Origin of the sequence: Nitrospira sp. (assembly GCA_029194665.1) — a bacterium.
Taxonomy (GTDB): domain Bacteria; phylum Nitrospirota; class Nitrospiria; order Nitrospirales; family Nitrospiraceae; genus Nitrospira_D.
In genome coordinates this window covers 36,407-52,042 of sequence record JARFXO010000010.1, presented here as the reverse complement: position 1 = coordinate 52,042, position 15,636 = coordinate 36,407, and the positions used below count along the sequence as shown (strand labels likewise).

At 54.2% G+C, this 15,636-nt stretch carries 15 protein-coding genes; 2 read left to right on the top strand and 13 right to left on the bottom strand.

What is annotated here, in order from left to right:
* Positions 1-8: 8 nt before the first annotated feature.
* The 10 genes from aroQ to P0119_22585 form a co-directional block, all read right to left on the bottom strand.
* Positions 9-506: a type II 3-dehydroquinate dehydratase gene (gene aroQ, locus P0119_22630; GenBank protein MDF0668857.1), complete on the bottom strand. Its 498-nt coding sequence runs from the start codon at positions 504-506 to the stop codon at positions 9-11.
* 108 nt (positions 507-614) lie between these two features.
* Positions 615-1,355 carry a tetratricopeptide repeat protein gene (locus P0119_22625; protein MDF0668856.1) on the bottom strand — a complete coding sequence of 247 codons (741 nt, stop codon included), beginning with the start codon at positions 1,353-1,355 and terminating at the stop codon, positions 615-617.
* Positions 1,352-2,608, bottom strand: a complete 1,257-nt coding sequence (gene coaBC, locus P0119_22620; protein MDF0668855.1) for a bifunctional phosphopantothenoylcysteine decarboxylase/phosphopantothenate--cysteine ligase CoaBC — start codon at positions 2,606-2,608, stop codon at positions 1,352-1,354. The genes P0119_22625 and coaBC overlap by 4 nt, the downstream gene beginning before the upstream one ends.
* Positions 2,609-2,611: 3 nt before the next feature.
* On the bottom strand, positions 2,612-2,971 hold the full coding sequence (locus P0119_22615; protein ID MDF0668854.1) for a DNA-directed RNA polymerase subunit omega: 360 nt from the start codon (positions 2,969-2,971) through the stop codon (positions 2,612-2,614).
* Positions 2,972-2,990: 19 nt separating this feature from the next.
* Positions 2,991-3,707 (bottom strand): guanylate kinase, encoded by a 717-nt coding sequence (gmk, locus tag P0119_22610; protein ID MDF0668853.1) that lies wholly within the window; start codon positions 3,705-3,707, stop codon positions 2,991-2,993.
* Positions 3,704-4,582: a YicC family protein gene (locus P0119_22605; protein MDF0668852.1), complete on the bottom strand. Its 879-nt coding sequence runs from the start codon at positions 4,580-4,582 to the stop codon at positions 3,704-3,706. The genes gmk and P0119_22605 overlap by 4 nt, the downstream gene beginning before the upstream one ends.
* Complete coding sequence (gene nth, locus P0119_22600; GenBank protein ID MDF0668851.1) at positions 4,579-5,226, bottom strand: endonuclease III; 648 nt, start codon at positions 5,224-5,226, stop codon at positions 4,579-4,581. Before nth ends, P0119_22605 begins: the two co-directional genes overlap by 4 nt.
* A gap of 39 nt (positions 5,227-5,265) precedes the next feature.
* Positions 5,266-6,840: a GTPase HflX gene (gene hflX / locus P0119_22595; protein ID MDF0668850.1), complete on the bottom strand. Its 1,575-nt coding sequence runs from the start codon at positions 6,838-6,840 to the stop codon at positions 5,266-5,268.
* A gap of 131 nt (positions 6,841-6,971) precedes the next feature.
* Positions 6,972-8,075, bottom strand: coding sequence for a tRNA (adenosine(37)-N6)-threonylcarbamoyltransferase complex transferase subunit TsaD (tsaD, locus tag P0119_22590; GenBank protein MDF0668849.1), 1,104 nt, complete (start codon positions 8,073-8,075; stop codon positions 6,972-6,974).
* A 108-nt stretch (positions 8,076-8,183) separates the two neighbouring features.
* Positions 8,184-10,610: an ATP-dependent Clp protease ATP-binding subunit gene (locus P0119_22585; protein MDF0668848.1), complete on the bottom strand. Its 2,427-nt coding sequence runs from the start codon at positions 10,608-10,610 to the stop codon at positions 8,184-8,186.
* Positions 10,611-10,871: 261 nt separating this feature from the next.
* On the opposite strand from P0119_22585, the gene P0119_22580 reads away from it, so the two are divergent.
* Positions 10,872-11,732, top strand: a complete 861-nt coding sequence (locus P0119_22580; protein MDF0668847.1) for an NAD(+)/NADH kinase — start codon at positions 10,872-10,874, stop codon at positions 11,730-11,732.
* Between the two features lie 12 nt (positions 11,733-11,744).
* Here P0119_22580 and P0119_22575 read toward each other — a convergent pair whose 3' ends face one another.
* Complete coding sequence (locus P0119_22575) at positions 11,745-13,103, bottom strand: FAD-dependent oxidoreductase (GenBank protein MDF0668846.1); 1,359 nt, start codon at positions 13,101-13,103, stop codon at positions 11,745-11,747.
* A gap of 194 nt (positions 13,104-13,297) precedes the next feature.
* Between P0119_22575 and P0119_22570 the strand changes: the two genes are divergently transcribed.
* A complete protein-coding gene (locus P0119_22570; protein ID MDF0668845.1) occupies positions 13,298-14,296 on the top strand; it encodes a polyprenol monophosphomannose synthase in 999 nt (332 codons plus the stop codon).
* Between the two features lie 86 nt (positions 14,297-14,382).
* On the opposite strand, the gene P0119_22565 is transcribed toward P0119_22570, so the two are convergent.
* Positions 14,383-15,093 carry a hypothetical protein gene (locus P0119_22565; GenBank protein MDF0668844.1) on the bottom strand — a complete coding sequence of 237 codons (711 nt, stop codon included), beginning with the start codon at positions 15,091-15,093 and terminating at the stop codon, positions 14,383-14,385.
* 15 nt (positions 15,094-15,108) lie between these two features.
* The gene (locus P0119_22560) at positions 15,109-15,627 is read right to left on the bottom strand and encodes a peptidylprolyl isomerase (protein MDF0668843.1); all 519 of its coding nucleotides are present in this window, start codon (positions 15,625-15,627) and stop codon (positions 15,109-15,111) included.
* Positions 15,628-15,636: the final 9 nt, after the last annotated feature.

Below are 15,636 nucleotides of genomic sequence, written 5' to 3'. Positions count from 1 at the left end.
TCATACCTTTACCGAGCGCCTGTCTTCGCTCCGCTTCCTGAGGCACTCTCATCAGCAGAACGTTTTGATCCGGTAGCAGATATTTGTTCGCACAGTCCTCGTAAGGCCAACAGATAGCCAGCCACACCGAACCCAGAGATCTGTGCCAATGCAACTCCCGACACATACGAATGTCGCCTGAATTCTTCACGCCGATAGATGTTTGATAGATGAACCTCAATGGTCGGCAAATCAACGGCGGCCAGCGCATCTCGTATCGCGATACTGGTGTGAGTATAGGCCGCTGGATTGATGATAATGCCGTGGTAGCCTCGTCGCGCTTCTTGAATCCAGTTCACCAATTCCCCTTCAAGATTCGACTGGCAGATGACAAGTTCAGCCCCAAGTTCCTTACCCAACTTGATCAGCGACGCATCGATCGTATCAAGAGTCGCCGTCCCATAAATGGATTCCTCCCGATGACCCAACAGGTTCAGATTCGGACCGTGAAGGACTAAGATGCGCATGTCGCGTGGGATACCTCCCCTCTATAGCTGTCTCACACCGCCACGCCAAAGGCGGCATTCTATCAGCACACTCCTAGAGGGTCAAACCGTTGAAGTCATGAGGGGAGTTTAGGAGTCGAGTCGAGAGGAGGCTTGGGGATTTCGTCGACGTGTCTGGACCGAGTTCAGCCACTGCTCAAGCTGTGCGATCACTGCGCTTTTCGTTTTGTCTGAGGCGTGGTCCGTGCAACCGGCTGTCTGAACAAGTCTTTCTTCCGAACTGGGTGCGCTACCGGACGCCCCGTTGGTTTCAGCTTTGGTTGCCGAGATCGCATCGCTTAATGCGCATGCCAAGTTCCCATCGCCAAGCCGGTCAGATTCAAAGCTAGCGGTCTTTACCGGCTTGGCATGCAATTGTCTTTGCGATTGTGCCGCACCATGAACCATCGGTACGTCGAACCCGGCGCGAAGGGATAACGCTTCCTGGTCGTATGGGTTCATGGATAAAATAACATCGCACGACCGAACGGCCGCTTCCTTGGCCCCTTGAGCCGCGTAGAGCTTCGCTAATGTTCGATGGGCACGAAGATTGTCAGGGCTCAACTTTATGGCTTCTTCAAGAATGGCCTTAGCCTTGACTGGTTGGTTCATCTGCTCATATGCGCGACCTAATGCCACCATGGCCGTGATGAAATTTGGATACGTCTTCAACCCATCTTCAAGAACAGCAACGGCCTTCTCCCACATGCCGGCTTTGCCGTATTCTTCTGCCAGCGGGATGAAGACCTTAGACCTTGGCTCTTTCGCTAAGGCCAAGGCCAACTGATCAATTACAGCGGCATTATCCGTTTTTCTTGAACCTGAGGTCATAGCTCGACTCCCTCTACCAGGGACGCGCGACGAGGTGCTGTCAGGCACAGTTCGCGCACGGTCGTCAGAATTTCGTCGGCCAGACGGCGCTTGGGCATCGGGCCGAAGGCTTTCTGTTCGCCTGTGGCCGAAAGCATGACGACCGCATTGTCGTCACTGCCAAACCCACTTCCCGCTTGGGCGACATCGTTGGCAATGATAAGATCCAATCCTTTCCCTCTCAACTTGTCTGCCGCATGAGATAAGACTTGTTCCGTCTCTGCTGCGAAACCAACCACAATTTGCGAGGTCCGGCGTGCGGACAACATCGCGAGAATGTCCGGAGTGGATTCAAGTTCGAGCACCAGCGCAGATTTACCCTGTTTCTTGAGCTTCTGCCCAGCCGGCATTCTTGGGCGGAAGTCTGCGACCGCTGCAGCCATGATCAGAACCGTAGAGGACTGGAAATGCCGACTCAACGCGTCGCTCATCTCGCTCGCGGTGTTGACTGAAACGGTGGTGACCCCTGGAGGAGGCGTTAGAGAGGAAGGCCCTGTAACCAAGACCACTTCGGCGCCTCGATCCCTTGCGGCTTCTGCAATGGCATACCCCATTTTCCCGGAGGAGCGGTTGGAAATAAACCGAACCGGATCAATTGGTTCATGAGTCGGGCCCGCGGATACCAACACCCGCTGTCCCTGCCAATCCAGCTGAGGAAACAGTGCCTTATGAACGGCATCCAATATTCTTGACTCTGCTGGAAGCCTCCCTTGTGCCACTTGACCTGATGCCAGCGGACCCACCTCAGGATCAAGGACAACGATTCCGCGGGCGCGGAGCAGCTGAACATGTTGCACAACCGTGGGATGTGCCCACATGTCCCCGTCCATGGCAGGAGCCACAATCACGGAACACCGAGCATTCAATAGCATCGTGCTCAACAGATCATCCGCCAGGCCAAGCGCCGCCTTTGCCAAAACATTTGCAGTAGCCGGCGCAACAACAATTGCGTCGGCTTGCCCTGGGACGATGAGATGAGCCATCTCTTCATGAGATTCAAAAAGACCCGTCGTGACCCGCTTTCCGGAGAGGACTTCAAACGTAAGGGGAGTCACAAATTTCGTGGCGGCCTCAGTCATCACCACCGAGACAGTGGCCCCTTCACGCGCAAAGGCTCGAAGCAAGCAAACCGCTTTATACGCGGCGATGCTTCCGGTTACTCCAAGGGTAAGCCGCTTACCCCACAGATGTGCCGGTGATTGTGTTTCGTCCAATCTTTACTCCTCAGCCGGAGCCGCCGTCGGCTGTACCGTATCATCGACGTACACACTGAGCTCCTTCTTGATTTCGCGGGCGTCCTCTCCAGTCATCATCGCTATCCGCTCGGTTTCCCCCTCTTTTCCTCGTTTCGCTTCCTTCATCGCATCGCGAGCCTCCTTGCCGGTCAAATACTTGGCAAAACCTCTTAGTACCTCGTCAAGCGCGATGGTTGTTTCTTTTGTGAAGCGAGAGGACCCGGCTTGCTTAGCACCTTGAGTCAAGTGCTTCGCCCGCTGTGAGGCGACGATGACCAGTCGATGGCGCGAATCAAATTCATTGGACGTATATTGCGGCAACAAACTCAGCATGTCGATCATAATAGGTCTTGCCCCCTTGCTATAGAGTGGTTGACGGTTCCCTTTCCGACAATTTTGCATCTTTCTCAAGCATGAAGCTTCGCTCAAGCCAATGCATATCCATTCGCTTGGTTCTCAGACGTTCCGCCACGAAAACGCTTTGCAGCTCATGGAGAGACTGCGTCAGATCAACGTTGCGGACAATGTAATGGTATTCTCTGAAACTCCAGACTTCTTCCCTTACTTTTTGCAATCGGCGAACAATCTCCTCTTGAGAATCGGACCCGCGACCTTGGAGTCGAGCGCGCAGGATGTCCATCGATGGAGGGAGGATAAAGATATAGACGGCATCGCCGAATTTCTTTTTAATCTGGAGCGCGCCCTGGACGTCGATTTCCAGCAAGACATCGATGCCCTGGTCCATCTTATCCATTAAGGGCTTCAGCGGTGTTCCGTACCAGTTGGAATACACATGTGCGTATTCCAAGAACTCATTTCTCGCAATCATATCGTGAAATACGTTCTCTTCGATAAAGAAATACTCACGTCCGTGTTCTTCTCCTGAGCGTGGCTTTCTAGTCGTAAACGACACAGAATGCCACAGCCCTGAGACCGATGCCGCGATCTGTTTACATAAGGTCGTTTTTCCCGCTCCTGAAGGGGCTGAAATAATGTACAGGATTCCCCGGCGTTCAGAAGCCTGCCGATTCCCCGTCACACCCGGAGGTTCGTTACTTGTGGTAATCGCGGTGTTCATTCGACATTCTGTATCTGTTCGCGCACCCGCTCAAGCTCGGCCTTCATTCGCACGACGTTGGTCCTGATCTCCGCGTCGTTGGCTTTTGATCCAATGGTATTGACCTCCCGACCCATCTCCTGAAGTAGAAAATCCAACGTCTTCCCCACCGGTTCGGTGCCTTTGAGCACACACTCAAACTGTACCATATGCGTGTCCAGCCTAACCAATTCTTCCGTAATGTCGCACCGGTCTGCATAGAGGGCCAGCTCCTGATTGAGCCGAGGGAGGTCGGGGATAGGGTCTCCCAACAATTTTTCCACTCGCTGCTTCATACGGTCGAAGGTTTCCTGCGCAATAAGGGGAGCACGGAACGATACTGCACTCCTGCATTCACGCACCTGATCAAGTCGAGCCAGGATATCCTGTGCAAGCAAGCCCCCCTCTTTCTCCCGCATCTTCGTCATATCCGACACCGCGCCTAGCCCCAGTTTCTCCACCACCCTTGTGAGCTTAGGATCGTCGGTCGGCTGCTCAGAAAGAGCTATGATGTCGCGGAACCCCGCCATCAGTCCGATATCAATGGAGCCTTTAAGTTTCAGCGTGCGCTGAAGTGTATGAAGGGCACGATGGTACTGTTTCGCCAGTTCAACGTCAAGTTGCACCGCACGAGCGCTTCCTCGGCTACCCTGTAGCAACACCGTAAGCTCGACTCTTCCACGTCCACAATGTTGTTGGATCGCTTTCTTGAAGCGTTCTTCGAGCCCGCTCATCGACCTCGGCATGCGAATGGATGTTTCGAGGAATCGATGGTTGACCGATCTCACTTCAACGCTGACGGTTCCGTCGGACCATGTCCCCTGTCGCCGACCAAAGCCTGTCATGCTCTTAATCATTTCTGAAGTTTTCCTTCCCACTCACAAAGATCGTAAATCGGACAAACACAACAGCGAGGCTTCCGTGCGAGGCACACATACCGGCCATGAAGGAGCAACCGTTGGGACACATCCGTCCACTGGCTTTGGGGATACAGCGATTGCAGATCGCACTCGATTTGCTCGGGATCACTTGAATGGGTCAGGGCCAATCGGTTGGCCACCCGTCTCACATGCGTATCAACCACAATAGCCGGTTTTCCAAACACGGCTCCAAGGAGCACGTTGGCTGTTTTTCTCCCAACACCAGGTATCGACGTGAGTGCTTCCATTGTGTCGGGAACTTGTCCCTTAAACCGATCCGTTATGACCTGCGCACAGCCGATCAAGTTTTTCGCCTTGCTCTTAAAAAAACCGGTTGATCGGATCAATGCTTCCAGCTCCGTCGGCATCGCCTTTGTCATGGCTTGCGGTGTTGGATATTGCCCGAATAGTGTCGGCGTCACTTGATTCACACGCTGGTCCGTGCACTGTGCCGATAGAACTGTGGCGACCAGTAGCTCCCACGGAGAACGATGCGTTAATTCCACACGAGCCACCGGCATGGCGTGACGGAGGCTTACGGCAATCTGCGCTGGACGGTCGAGGGCCAGCGGAGTCCTCATACGTTTGGCTTGTTTCATAGCGGCCCGATTGTGCAGCGGTTATCGACGAGATGCAAGCACCGGCGCGTCGTCCAACTTCGGAAGGCCAGCTGTCTGCTGTTCACCGATTGACAGAGTTCTCACATGCGCTTCCAGTCGAGCGAGGAGAGGATGAAGTGTGGCGGGCTGGAGTGCCGAAATGCCGATGGCTCCGTAACGTCGGCAGAGTAACTCGACGCGCGATGGCAACATCTGGTCACACTTATTAAACACGAGCAATCTCGGTATCCCATTCAACTCCAACTCCTCAAGGATGGCGATGACAGCCGTAATTTGGATATCAATGTCTGCTGCGCTACCATCGACAACATGCAGCAGGAGATCAGCCGCTCGGAGCTCTTCGAGCGTCGTCCGAAAGGCGCCGACCAGTTCTTGCGGAAGATCTCGAATAAACCCCACCGTGTCGGTAATGATGACTTCGCGATCCTCAGGAAACCGGAGACGGCGGCTCGTTGTGTCCAGGGTTTCGAATAATCTGTTTTGAGCGGAGACCTGACTGTTCGTCAACACGTTGAGCAATGTGGACTTACCGGCGTTTGTATAGCCCACGAGTGAAACGATAGGAAGTCCGTGCCGACCTCGCCTGGACCGACGTTGGTCCTGCCGTCGGCCAAACTGCATCAGTTCCCGTTCTAAATGCGTGATCCGGTCGCGCACGCGGCGACGATCAGTTTCCAATTTGGTTTCGCCCGGCCCCCGAGTGCCGATCCCGCCACCTAGACGCGAGAGTTGGGCACCTTTCCCGGACAATCGCGGAAGCAGGTAACGTAACTGCGCTAGTTCCACCTGTACTTTGCCTTCACGGCTGTGGGCTCGGCGAGCAAAAATATCCAGGATCAGTTGCGTCCGGTCAATCACCTTAATATCAGTCATCTCTGAAATTGCTCGCAGTTGAGCCGGCGACAAGGTTTGATCAATGATCACCATGTCGGCACCCCGATGGAGCGTCTGAATCAGGACATCCTTCATCTTGCCGCGTCCCAAGAGATACCGCTGATGGCCATCCGGCGTTCTTTGTACGATGCGGTCGACCACCGTGACACCGGCGGAGATCGCCAACTCCGCCAGTTCGGCTAAACGCTCTTCCTGCTCGGACCGACTTTTGACAGAGGCACTGACAAGTATCGCCGCTTCCTTGCCGGTCTCAATCGCATAGTGAGCTCTCATCTGCTGAAGGTCTGCCTCCAGCTCTTCGATGAACTGATCGAACACCATTGTCAGGTTGTGGAACGGGACAGCCTTGAGCACTTTGAACAATTGACCGGCCGAATTGGGTGCCAGCAGATGAGCTATGAACAGATTGCCTAGTCGGCCATCCTCCGTGATAGAGAGGAGGCCGATAAGGTCAAGTCGCAAGAAGGCAAGGTCGGTGAGCATCTCTTGATTTAGCGGCTGATCGTGCAGCTGAGTGCGAATGAACCTCAAACCCCGGAGCGATCGCGCACCCGCACGGAACAAGGTCAACGTTGTTGGAGACAACGTCAAATCCGTTCCCACAATCACTTCCTGAACTTGTCCTCGCCTGGTCAACAGCACGCCGATTGGGCGACGGAGCTCAATGGTCAGCTGGGCCATTGTCTTCGCCAGCTCCGGAGTAATGACCTTGTCGGGTGGTACACGACGTCGGTGGAGGCGTTCAATCGACTCGACTTGGCCGGCGCGTAGTCCTGTGATCTGACCCCGGATGTCAGGAATTGGCTTTCTCCTTATCCACTAGAGAAACCGACATTCGCTCGGTCTGCTTTATGAATCGTCACGAATCTCTCAGACGGGCTGATGTCGAAATCTACAAATGGTCGTTCTCCGTTCATCAGCAACTGGCGCCCCGCTGAGGCAATCATGGCAGCGTTGTCGGTACAATACTCAATGGGCGGCAGCAATAGGCGAATATCTTCACGTGCCGCGCGCTCGTTCAGCACGGTTCTCAACCGCGAATTAGCCGAAACCCCTCCCACGACAGCCAGCGCAGCCAGGTTCGACTGCTTGAGGGCAGCGAAGGCCTTCGTGGCCAAAACCTGCACAATAGCCTCTTGGTAGCCGGCCGCCAAGTCGGCGACCAGTTGAGAGCGCAGAGGACCACCTAGCTCTCGTAACTTATACAACAAAGCCGTCTTGAGACCACTGAAGCTGAACTCAAGACTGTTCTTTGCCCGGTGAAATCGAGGGAATCGAAAGACCTGTACATCACCGGAACGTGCGATTTGATCAATAGCTGGTCCACCCGGATATCCCAAACCAAGCATCTGGGCCCCCTTGTCGAACGCCTCACCAGCGGCGTCGTCGCGAGTGCGTCCTAGTAGGATACACAGGCCACCGACTCCATGCCGATAGAGGTGGGTATGGCCACCCGATGCAACCAGCACAATGCAGGACGGCGGAAACATGGGGTCGGCGAGCCATGCAGAGGCGATGTGTCCCTGTAGGTGGTTGACCCCGATGATCGAAATACCTAACCCGTAGCTCAAGGCTTTTGCATAATTAACTCCTACCAAAAGCGCTCCAGCCAATCCAGGTCCCTGGGTGACGGCTATGGCCCCGAGAGTATGTTTCGAGACTTGGGCTGTCGCCAAGGCTTCTCTGACCACCATGTCGATCTTCCCAAGGTGAGCTCGCGCGGCTAACTCTGGGACGACGCCACCAAATTTTTCATGGACGGCCACTTGTGAAGACACGACGTTGGAAAGCACTGCTCCTTCACAACTGAGTACGGCTGCAGCTGTTTCGTCGCATGAAGACTCGATGCCAAGAACCGGGCTCGGACACCATTGAGCTTCAGGTTGAAATTCTGGCCGATTGGAGTGTGAACACATCTCGTTACGAAGCAGCAGGATGACATTGAATAACAAAACGGCCCCTGCAGCAATCAGCCACAGAGGCCGCCAAGGCTTGTATGAGAATCTGAACGATCACAAAGGACACTAGACTTCGGCCATTGCCTCCTGTTCGATGAATGTCGGAGCTCCGTCCCGCAGAACCACTTTCACCTTGTGGCTTTCTTTAAAACGCCCCCTGATCAGCTCATCGGAGAGCGGGTCTCCGATGGCACGTTGAATAGCCCGCCGCATTGGCCTTGCTCCGTACAACGGCTCATAGCCCTCTTTGATGAGCCACTGCTTGACTTCGTCGTCGACCTCAATCTCAATCCCTTTCTCCATGAGGCGGAGGTTCAACTCACGGAGAAGGATATCCAGGATGCTATAGAGCTGTTCTTTTTCTAATTGATGGAAAATCACGATCTCATCGATCCGGTTCAGGAATTCTGGACTGAACGATTTCCGAAGTTCTCCGAGCACTTCTTCCTTCTTCCGTCGGGCGGCTTCGCTTTCTGTGCTCTGGAAACCGAGGGAAACACCCTTCTGAATCAATTTCGTCCCGATGTTGGACGTCATAATGACGACCGTGTTCTTGAAATCAACCTTTCGCCCGAGACTATCAGTCAACACGCCGTCATCTAATACTTGGAGCAGGACGTTGAACACATCCGGATGCGCCTTCTCGATTTCATCGAACAACACGACGGAATAAGGCCGACGGCGAACCTTCTCGGTCAACTGTCCCCCCTCTTCATACCCCACATAACCGGGAGGGGCACCGAAGAGTCGAGAACTCGTAAACTTCTCCTGATATTCGGACATATCGACACGAATCAACGCATCTTCACTGTTGAACAGAAACTCGGCCAACGTCCTGGCCAGTTCCGTCTTGCCCACGCCCGTCGGTCCCAAGAAAATGAACGAACCGATCGGTTTCCGAGCTTCCTTCAAGCCGGCACGAGATCGACGGATGGCGCGAGCGACCGCCGAGATCGCCTCGTTTTGACCGACGACTCGTTTATGGAGAAATTCTTCCATGCGCAAGAGCTTGTTGGACTCTTCTTCCTCCAGCTTAAAGAGCGGAATACCGGTCATTTTTGAGACAACGTAAGCGACATCCTCCTTGCCGATCACAGGCTTACTCTTCTCCTGGTTCTTTTTCCATTCTCGCTTGGATTCGTCGAGCAGCTTACGCAGCCTCTCTTCTTCCTCACGATGCCGTACGGCTTCCTCGAAATTCTGCATGGAGATCGAGAGTTCCTTCTCCCGCGACACCTTCTTTAGCTCTTGCTCCATTGCTTTCAATTCGGAAGGGAGCGCATAGGTCTGGAGCTTCGCCCGTGACCCGGTTTCGTCGATCAAATCGATCGCCTTGTCCGGGAGGAACCGGTCGGTGATGTATCGATCGGACAACTTGACGGCCTCGATAATGGCGTCTTCCGTGATTTCCACCCCGTGATGTTCTTCGTATCGGTCTCGAAGCCCTTGAATAATACGGACAGTTTCGTCGAGGTTGGGGGGCTGAACGTGTATCGGCTGGAATCGCCGTTTCAACGCGCCATCTTTTTCAATATGTTTTCGGTACTCATCCAACGTCGTGGCCCCAATGCATTGGATCTCGCCGCGCGACAAGGCCGGCTTCAGCATATTGGAGGCATCGATGGACCCCTCCGCAGCTCCTGCCCCAACCAGCGTATGCAGCTCATCGATGAAAATGATGATATTGCCGGCTTGGACAATCTCCTTCATCACGACCTTGAGACGTTCTTCGAACTGCCCGCGGTATTTGGTACCGGCTACTAACGAACCTAGATCCAGGGCGATGACCCGACGAGAGAGCAGATTGTCCGGAACTTCAGATTGAACAATCCGCTGCGCAAGCCCTTCCACGATGGCGGTTTTTCCAACACCAGATTCACCGATCAGCACAGGGTTATTCTTGCTCCTTCGACTGAGGATCTGCAGTACACGCTCAATTTCATCAGCCCTGCCGATCACGGGATCCAGTTGACCTTCTTGGGCCAACTGGGTCAGATCACGGCCGAATTCGTCGAGAGCCGGAGTATTACTCTTCCGATCCCGCTCGCGCGGAGCCGACTTCCGGAGAAACGTCACGGTCAACTGCCGTGCCGTCAGCAGATTTGCGCCCAGACTGCGAAGAATCTTTCCACCTATGCCTTCTTCTTCACGAAGAAGGCCGAGAAGAAGATGCTCGCTGCCGATGTGATTGTGGCCCAGCAGTCGAGCTTCTTCGACGCCGTATTCAATGACCTTCTTGACGCGTGGACTAAAGGGAATCTCCCCGAACGTCATGGTGGTCCCTCCACCAGGCAGATTTCGCTCGATTTCTAGCCTGATCTGCTCTGTAGAAAGCCCCATCTTTTTCAAAATCATAAGAGCAATGCCGTCGGACTCACGAAGTATGGCCAAGACGAGATGTTCAGTCCCTAGATAGTCGTTCTGGTGTCGCTCGGCTTCCTCGCGCGCGAGAATGATGATCTTTCGACCTTTGTCCGTGAATCGTTCGAACATCCTGCCTCCTTACTCGTGACTGCGAATCCTGGCCGCGTTCGAGCAAAACCGTTGAAAAACCTTGGCCTAATTTTAACCACAGTATTCTTGAGAGTCAAGGTTGAGCGGATAACAAAACGGCGTGACACTCACAACAAACATCGCTCGTTGTTTTTTCTTACCACATGACGACTCTTGGATGCGCTTGGCCCTGCGTTGACATAAAAAGAAGGATCCCGATACAATCGTCACCCTTTTGCTCCGTTCACGCAGACGCGATCCATGAAAAGTAAAAGTATTGGGATTCTCACCAAACCCAAGTTCCCCGAAGTCAAAACCACGTTGCTCGGGGTCGTTGCGTGGCTCCGAGCCCGTAGCATCAATGTCCTTCTCGACACGACCTCAGCAAGCTTGCTGAATGAACCGGGCGGAATTCAGAAAACTCAGCTCGCCGAAAAGGCCGATGTGCTGTTGGTCCTGGGCGGCGACGGAACCATTCTGAGTGCAGCACGACTAGCAGCTGAACGGAGTATTCCTATCCTAGGGGTCAACATGGGCGGGCTCGGGTTCTTAACCGAGGTGCGGCTGGACAACCTCTATCCGTCGCTGGAACGAGTGTTCGCCAACGACTTCACTCTCGATGAACGACTGATGTTAACGACGCACGTTCATCGGCACGGAGAAACGGTCGCGCGAGGAATCGTACTCAATGATGTCGTCATCAGTAAAGGCACCCTCGCTCGTATGATCGAACTACAGATCGCCATAGGAGGCCAGTTGGTGACCACCCTACGCGGTGACGGCCTGATCATCGGCACACCGACAGGCTCTACCGCCTACTCCCTCTCTGCTGGAGGCCCCATCATGAACCCCGCCCTCCAGGCACTCATCTTGACCCCTATCTGTCCGCACACCTTGACGCATCGCCCGTTGATCGTACAAGGCGATGTCGTCATTGAAGTGACGTTGACGAGTAAAGATGAGGGATCAATGGCCACACTCGATGGGCAAGTCGGCGTGGCCATGACACAGAGCGATACGGCAGTGATTCAGGCTTCAGACTACCGGACGAGATTGATCAGATTTCCAGAAAGCCACTATTATGAAGTGTTGCGGGAAAAACTGAAATGGGGTCATGGCTGAAGACGTTGCTCTTCAACTGGTGTAGGCTCTCGCCTCCTCAATGTGTTTGAGCATGTCCTGATTTGCTGAAAATTTGAACTCTCCGATGCAGTCGACTTTCCCAGCGAACGAGCGTTCCGCCACATCGAGTGCTCGCAAGCCATTCACATCGACCGGGCGACTTTGCCGCTTTCCGAGAAGCGAGTGCAAGTGCGCAAGGACAATCTTGGCGTCATTGCCGCTCTTGGCCGTCAGATAGCGCTCAACGACTTCGGCACACCAATCACCGTCACGCTTCGCGACACCGACAAGGCCTTCACTCGCTTTTCGTGCCCAACCGGCCAAAAATACGCCCTCCATCACCTTGCCGGTAGATTCATCGTAGGCCTGAAAGAGCGCATCATCGGGATCATTACCGGTGTTATTTGGGTTCGTGGAAAACACACCGTTCTTATAGGGTAGACCGACCGCCTCATCCACCTTGTCCCCGACGGCAAAAACGACCGAATCACAGGGAAATTCGTAGTGCTGCTTCAAACCCACAGCGACGGTATCTTCACCTTTCGGGTCGAGCCGGTTATCTTCCATTTCAAGTCCGCGAACCCGATTATCGCTGTCGACCAGAATACGCTTCGGCGACGCGAGAAACCGAAATCCCATCTTCGTCGCGGATACCTTCGGCTCGCATTTGGTAAATTCGTCGGTAAATGCCTTCAAGACTTCATCGGGATTCTGGCCAACCTTGACGAGACGGTCCTTGATACGTTCAAACTCGGCTTTGATTCCCGCGATGTCCATATTGGCACAGATACTGCGAATCTCCTTTGGGTTGTACTTACGTTCCACAGGTCCCCGCCTGACAATTGCCGTGACCATCTCAACCTTCTTGTAACGGATCAACCAGTGGGCAATATCCACCATCACATCTCCCGCCCCGATCACTGCTGCATGTTTCCCCATTTCAAATGGGCGGTCGCCAAACCCCGGTAAACGATTGAAGTGATAGACCACATCTTTTGCGTGAAAGACGCCTTGCGCCGAGTCTCCCTCGACGCCAATGGCCTTGGTTCCCTGCGCACCGATCGTAAAGACAACTGCGCTTGCACCCAGCCCGCGCACATCTTCGACCGTGAGGTCCTTTCCGTTCCCGATGGAGACGTTCCCAAAATAATGGACGTTCTTCTGTTGAAGAAGTTCCCAATACTGCTTCTTGAGACCGCCACGGAGTTTGAGCTTTGAAGGGAATATCCCGTATTCAGCCAATCCGCCGAATTTGATATCACGGTTGAGAATAATGATTTCGTGACCGACCTTCGAAAGCGCACTGGCAACGGCCATTCCAGCCGGTCCCGCTCCTGCCACGATAACTACATGCGCCTCTGTCCCGCCCATACGGTGTTCCTCAAGAAATTAAGGAAAGAATGACCTGAAATATCGACAGTTCGCGGACTGTAGCATAGCCGTTCCCGCGCTGTCAAAACGCGCGGCAGCGGGCCTAGCCAACCGGATAGACTTCGGCTTGCACGGGTATCCCCTGTCGTTTACAATGCCGCCCATCTCCGCATCTGGTTCTATGAGAACTCCCTATGCCCACTGGCGAATCACTCTCGCTACCATTATCGAGAGAGAAGACTCTAGCACCTGCCGTACGCTACTGTCCCGTCAGCAAGAGCAACTGTGTCCTTCCTCTCAAAGCGCTAAGCCCAGATGAAGCATACGCCGTCTCGGACTTCGATCTTGCCGAGGAGCTGATCGCCCGAGGCGCCGACAGTGCGCGCATTGCCGTCAGCCGCCATGATATGGGAAACCTGTACCTTGAGTATTCCCAATCGGCGGCAGGTAAACAGCTCATCCCCGCCTCACCGTTCGATTTCAAACAATCGATCGTTATTGTCCTCCCGACTTACAATGAACGTACCAACCTTGAGGCGCTTGTCCCGGCGATCAGCCAATATCTTGTGACCGATATCTTGATCGTTGATGATAACTCGCCGGACGGAACCGGGGAGTTAGCCGATCGGCTCAGTTACAAGCATGGACATGTCCACGTCCTGCACCGGACGAAAAAGGAAGGGCTTGGACCGGCTTATCTTGCAGGCTTCCAGTGGGCGCTGCAGCGCAGTTACAGCCTCATCCTCGAAATGGATTGCGACTTCAGCCATGCTCCCTGGGATCTGCCTCGCCTCGTAAACCGCAGCCGGACTGCCGACCTAGTGATTGGGAGTCGCTATGTGGCCGGCGGGGGGACCGAAAACTGGAATGCAAGTCGTCGCTTCGTCTCTCGCTGCGGGAATGCCTACGTCAGCCTCTTCCTGGGTTCGACCATCCACGACTGGACGGGAGGATTCCGCTGCTATCGCCGTGAGCTCTTGGCGCGGATGAACCTTGCGACCATCCGGGCGAAAGGATACATCTTTCAAGTCGAATTGGCTTGGCGGGCACTGCAGCTCGGTGCGGAGGTGAAAGAATTACCCATCCGTTTTTGCGATCGCATTGAAGGCCACAGCAAACTCGGCTGGCAGTCCATCGTCGAAGCCTTGATTGAGGTACCTAAAATGAATCTTTGGGGTCCACCTGGTCGGTAAGGCTTTTCTCTACCTCCTTTCCTTCGAGCGACCTCTCGTCGTATCAAATAGAATGCCGTGCCGCCCGCGGTCGTTCACACAGCGATTCAGGATTCAGACAACACCGTATGTATGAGAGAAACCCCCGGATCTGGAGGATCGAGCTTGGTCAAATCGATGATGAGTTCGTCCTTCGCATTGGCCAAAATTCCGTCCAGCAGGCTGCTCTTCACCGGAATCACAGCTTCGGGAGGTTGAAAGAGCAAATCGAATCCCTTCGCCGCAGTCGGCCGCATAGGGTAACGCCGATCATAGATCATCCCATAAGCCGGAATGCCGTAAAGGATCCGCCAGTTTCCCAGAAGGATATGCAGTTCCGTTCCATGAACGTAGAGGCCGCCCGTCGTGATGATTCGTCTCGTCAATGTTTGCGGTTGACTCAAATAGAATGTGACACGTTCGTTATACTTTGCCTCCGCTAGCGCCTCCGATATCCGCACAGACAAGATCCCCAGTTCCTCATCGGTGAAGGCTGCAACGAGCTCAGCCTCGCCACGGATCCACCGTTGCATCGCAATCCGATGTTCTCGCACCTTCAGGCCTGACAGAATCTCGCGTACCTGTCCCGGCTCTATCGTGATGGGATGGGCATGATGACTTGGAGGCCATTCAGCCAGAACACCAGCGTCCTCTTCCAGTCGCACGTAATTGACCGGGTCCTCATAGACAATCCGTGATGGAACTTGAGGAATGGCACAACCGACCAGCAGGAAGGCTGAGGTCAAGGCTAAGATCAGACAACGGAAGTTCAACGGCATGTTTGACCTTCTGCCTCAGCCTCCAGCTTTGCTGATCGTCACCGTCATCTCCGCGCGCTCCAGGGGATTGTCCCGCCCATCGCGCTTCAAATTGACGATCTGGTCGGCAACCTCCATTCCGGCGACCACCTCGCCGAAGACCGTATATTGCCAGTCGAGGAAATTGGCGTCTGCAACGCAAATAAAGAACTGTGACCCCGCGCTATCCGGATCGTTCGCGCGCGCCATGGACACAATGCCTCGCTTGTGCGGCGTACTGTTGAACTCCGCCTTCACCTTATGACCAGGTCCGCCCATTCCGTGGGATGAACGATCGGAATTCTTACTGTTGGGGTCTCCTCCCTGAATCATGAAACCGGGGATGACGCGATGAAACGTCGTCCCATTGTAAAATCCCTCTTGGCAAAGCTTGACGAAGTTGTTGACGTGGTCGGGCGCCACGTCCGGGAAAAACTTCAGCACGATTTCTCCCATCGCTTTCCCCTTACTCGTCACGGCGATCGTTGCCCGTGTCTGCCCGTCTACATCAGCCATTGCAGATAT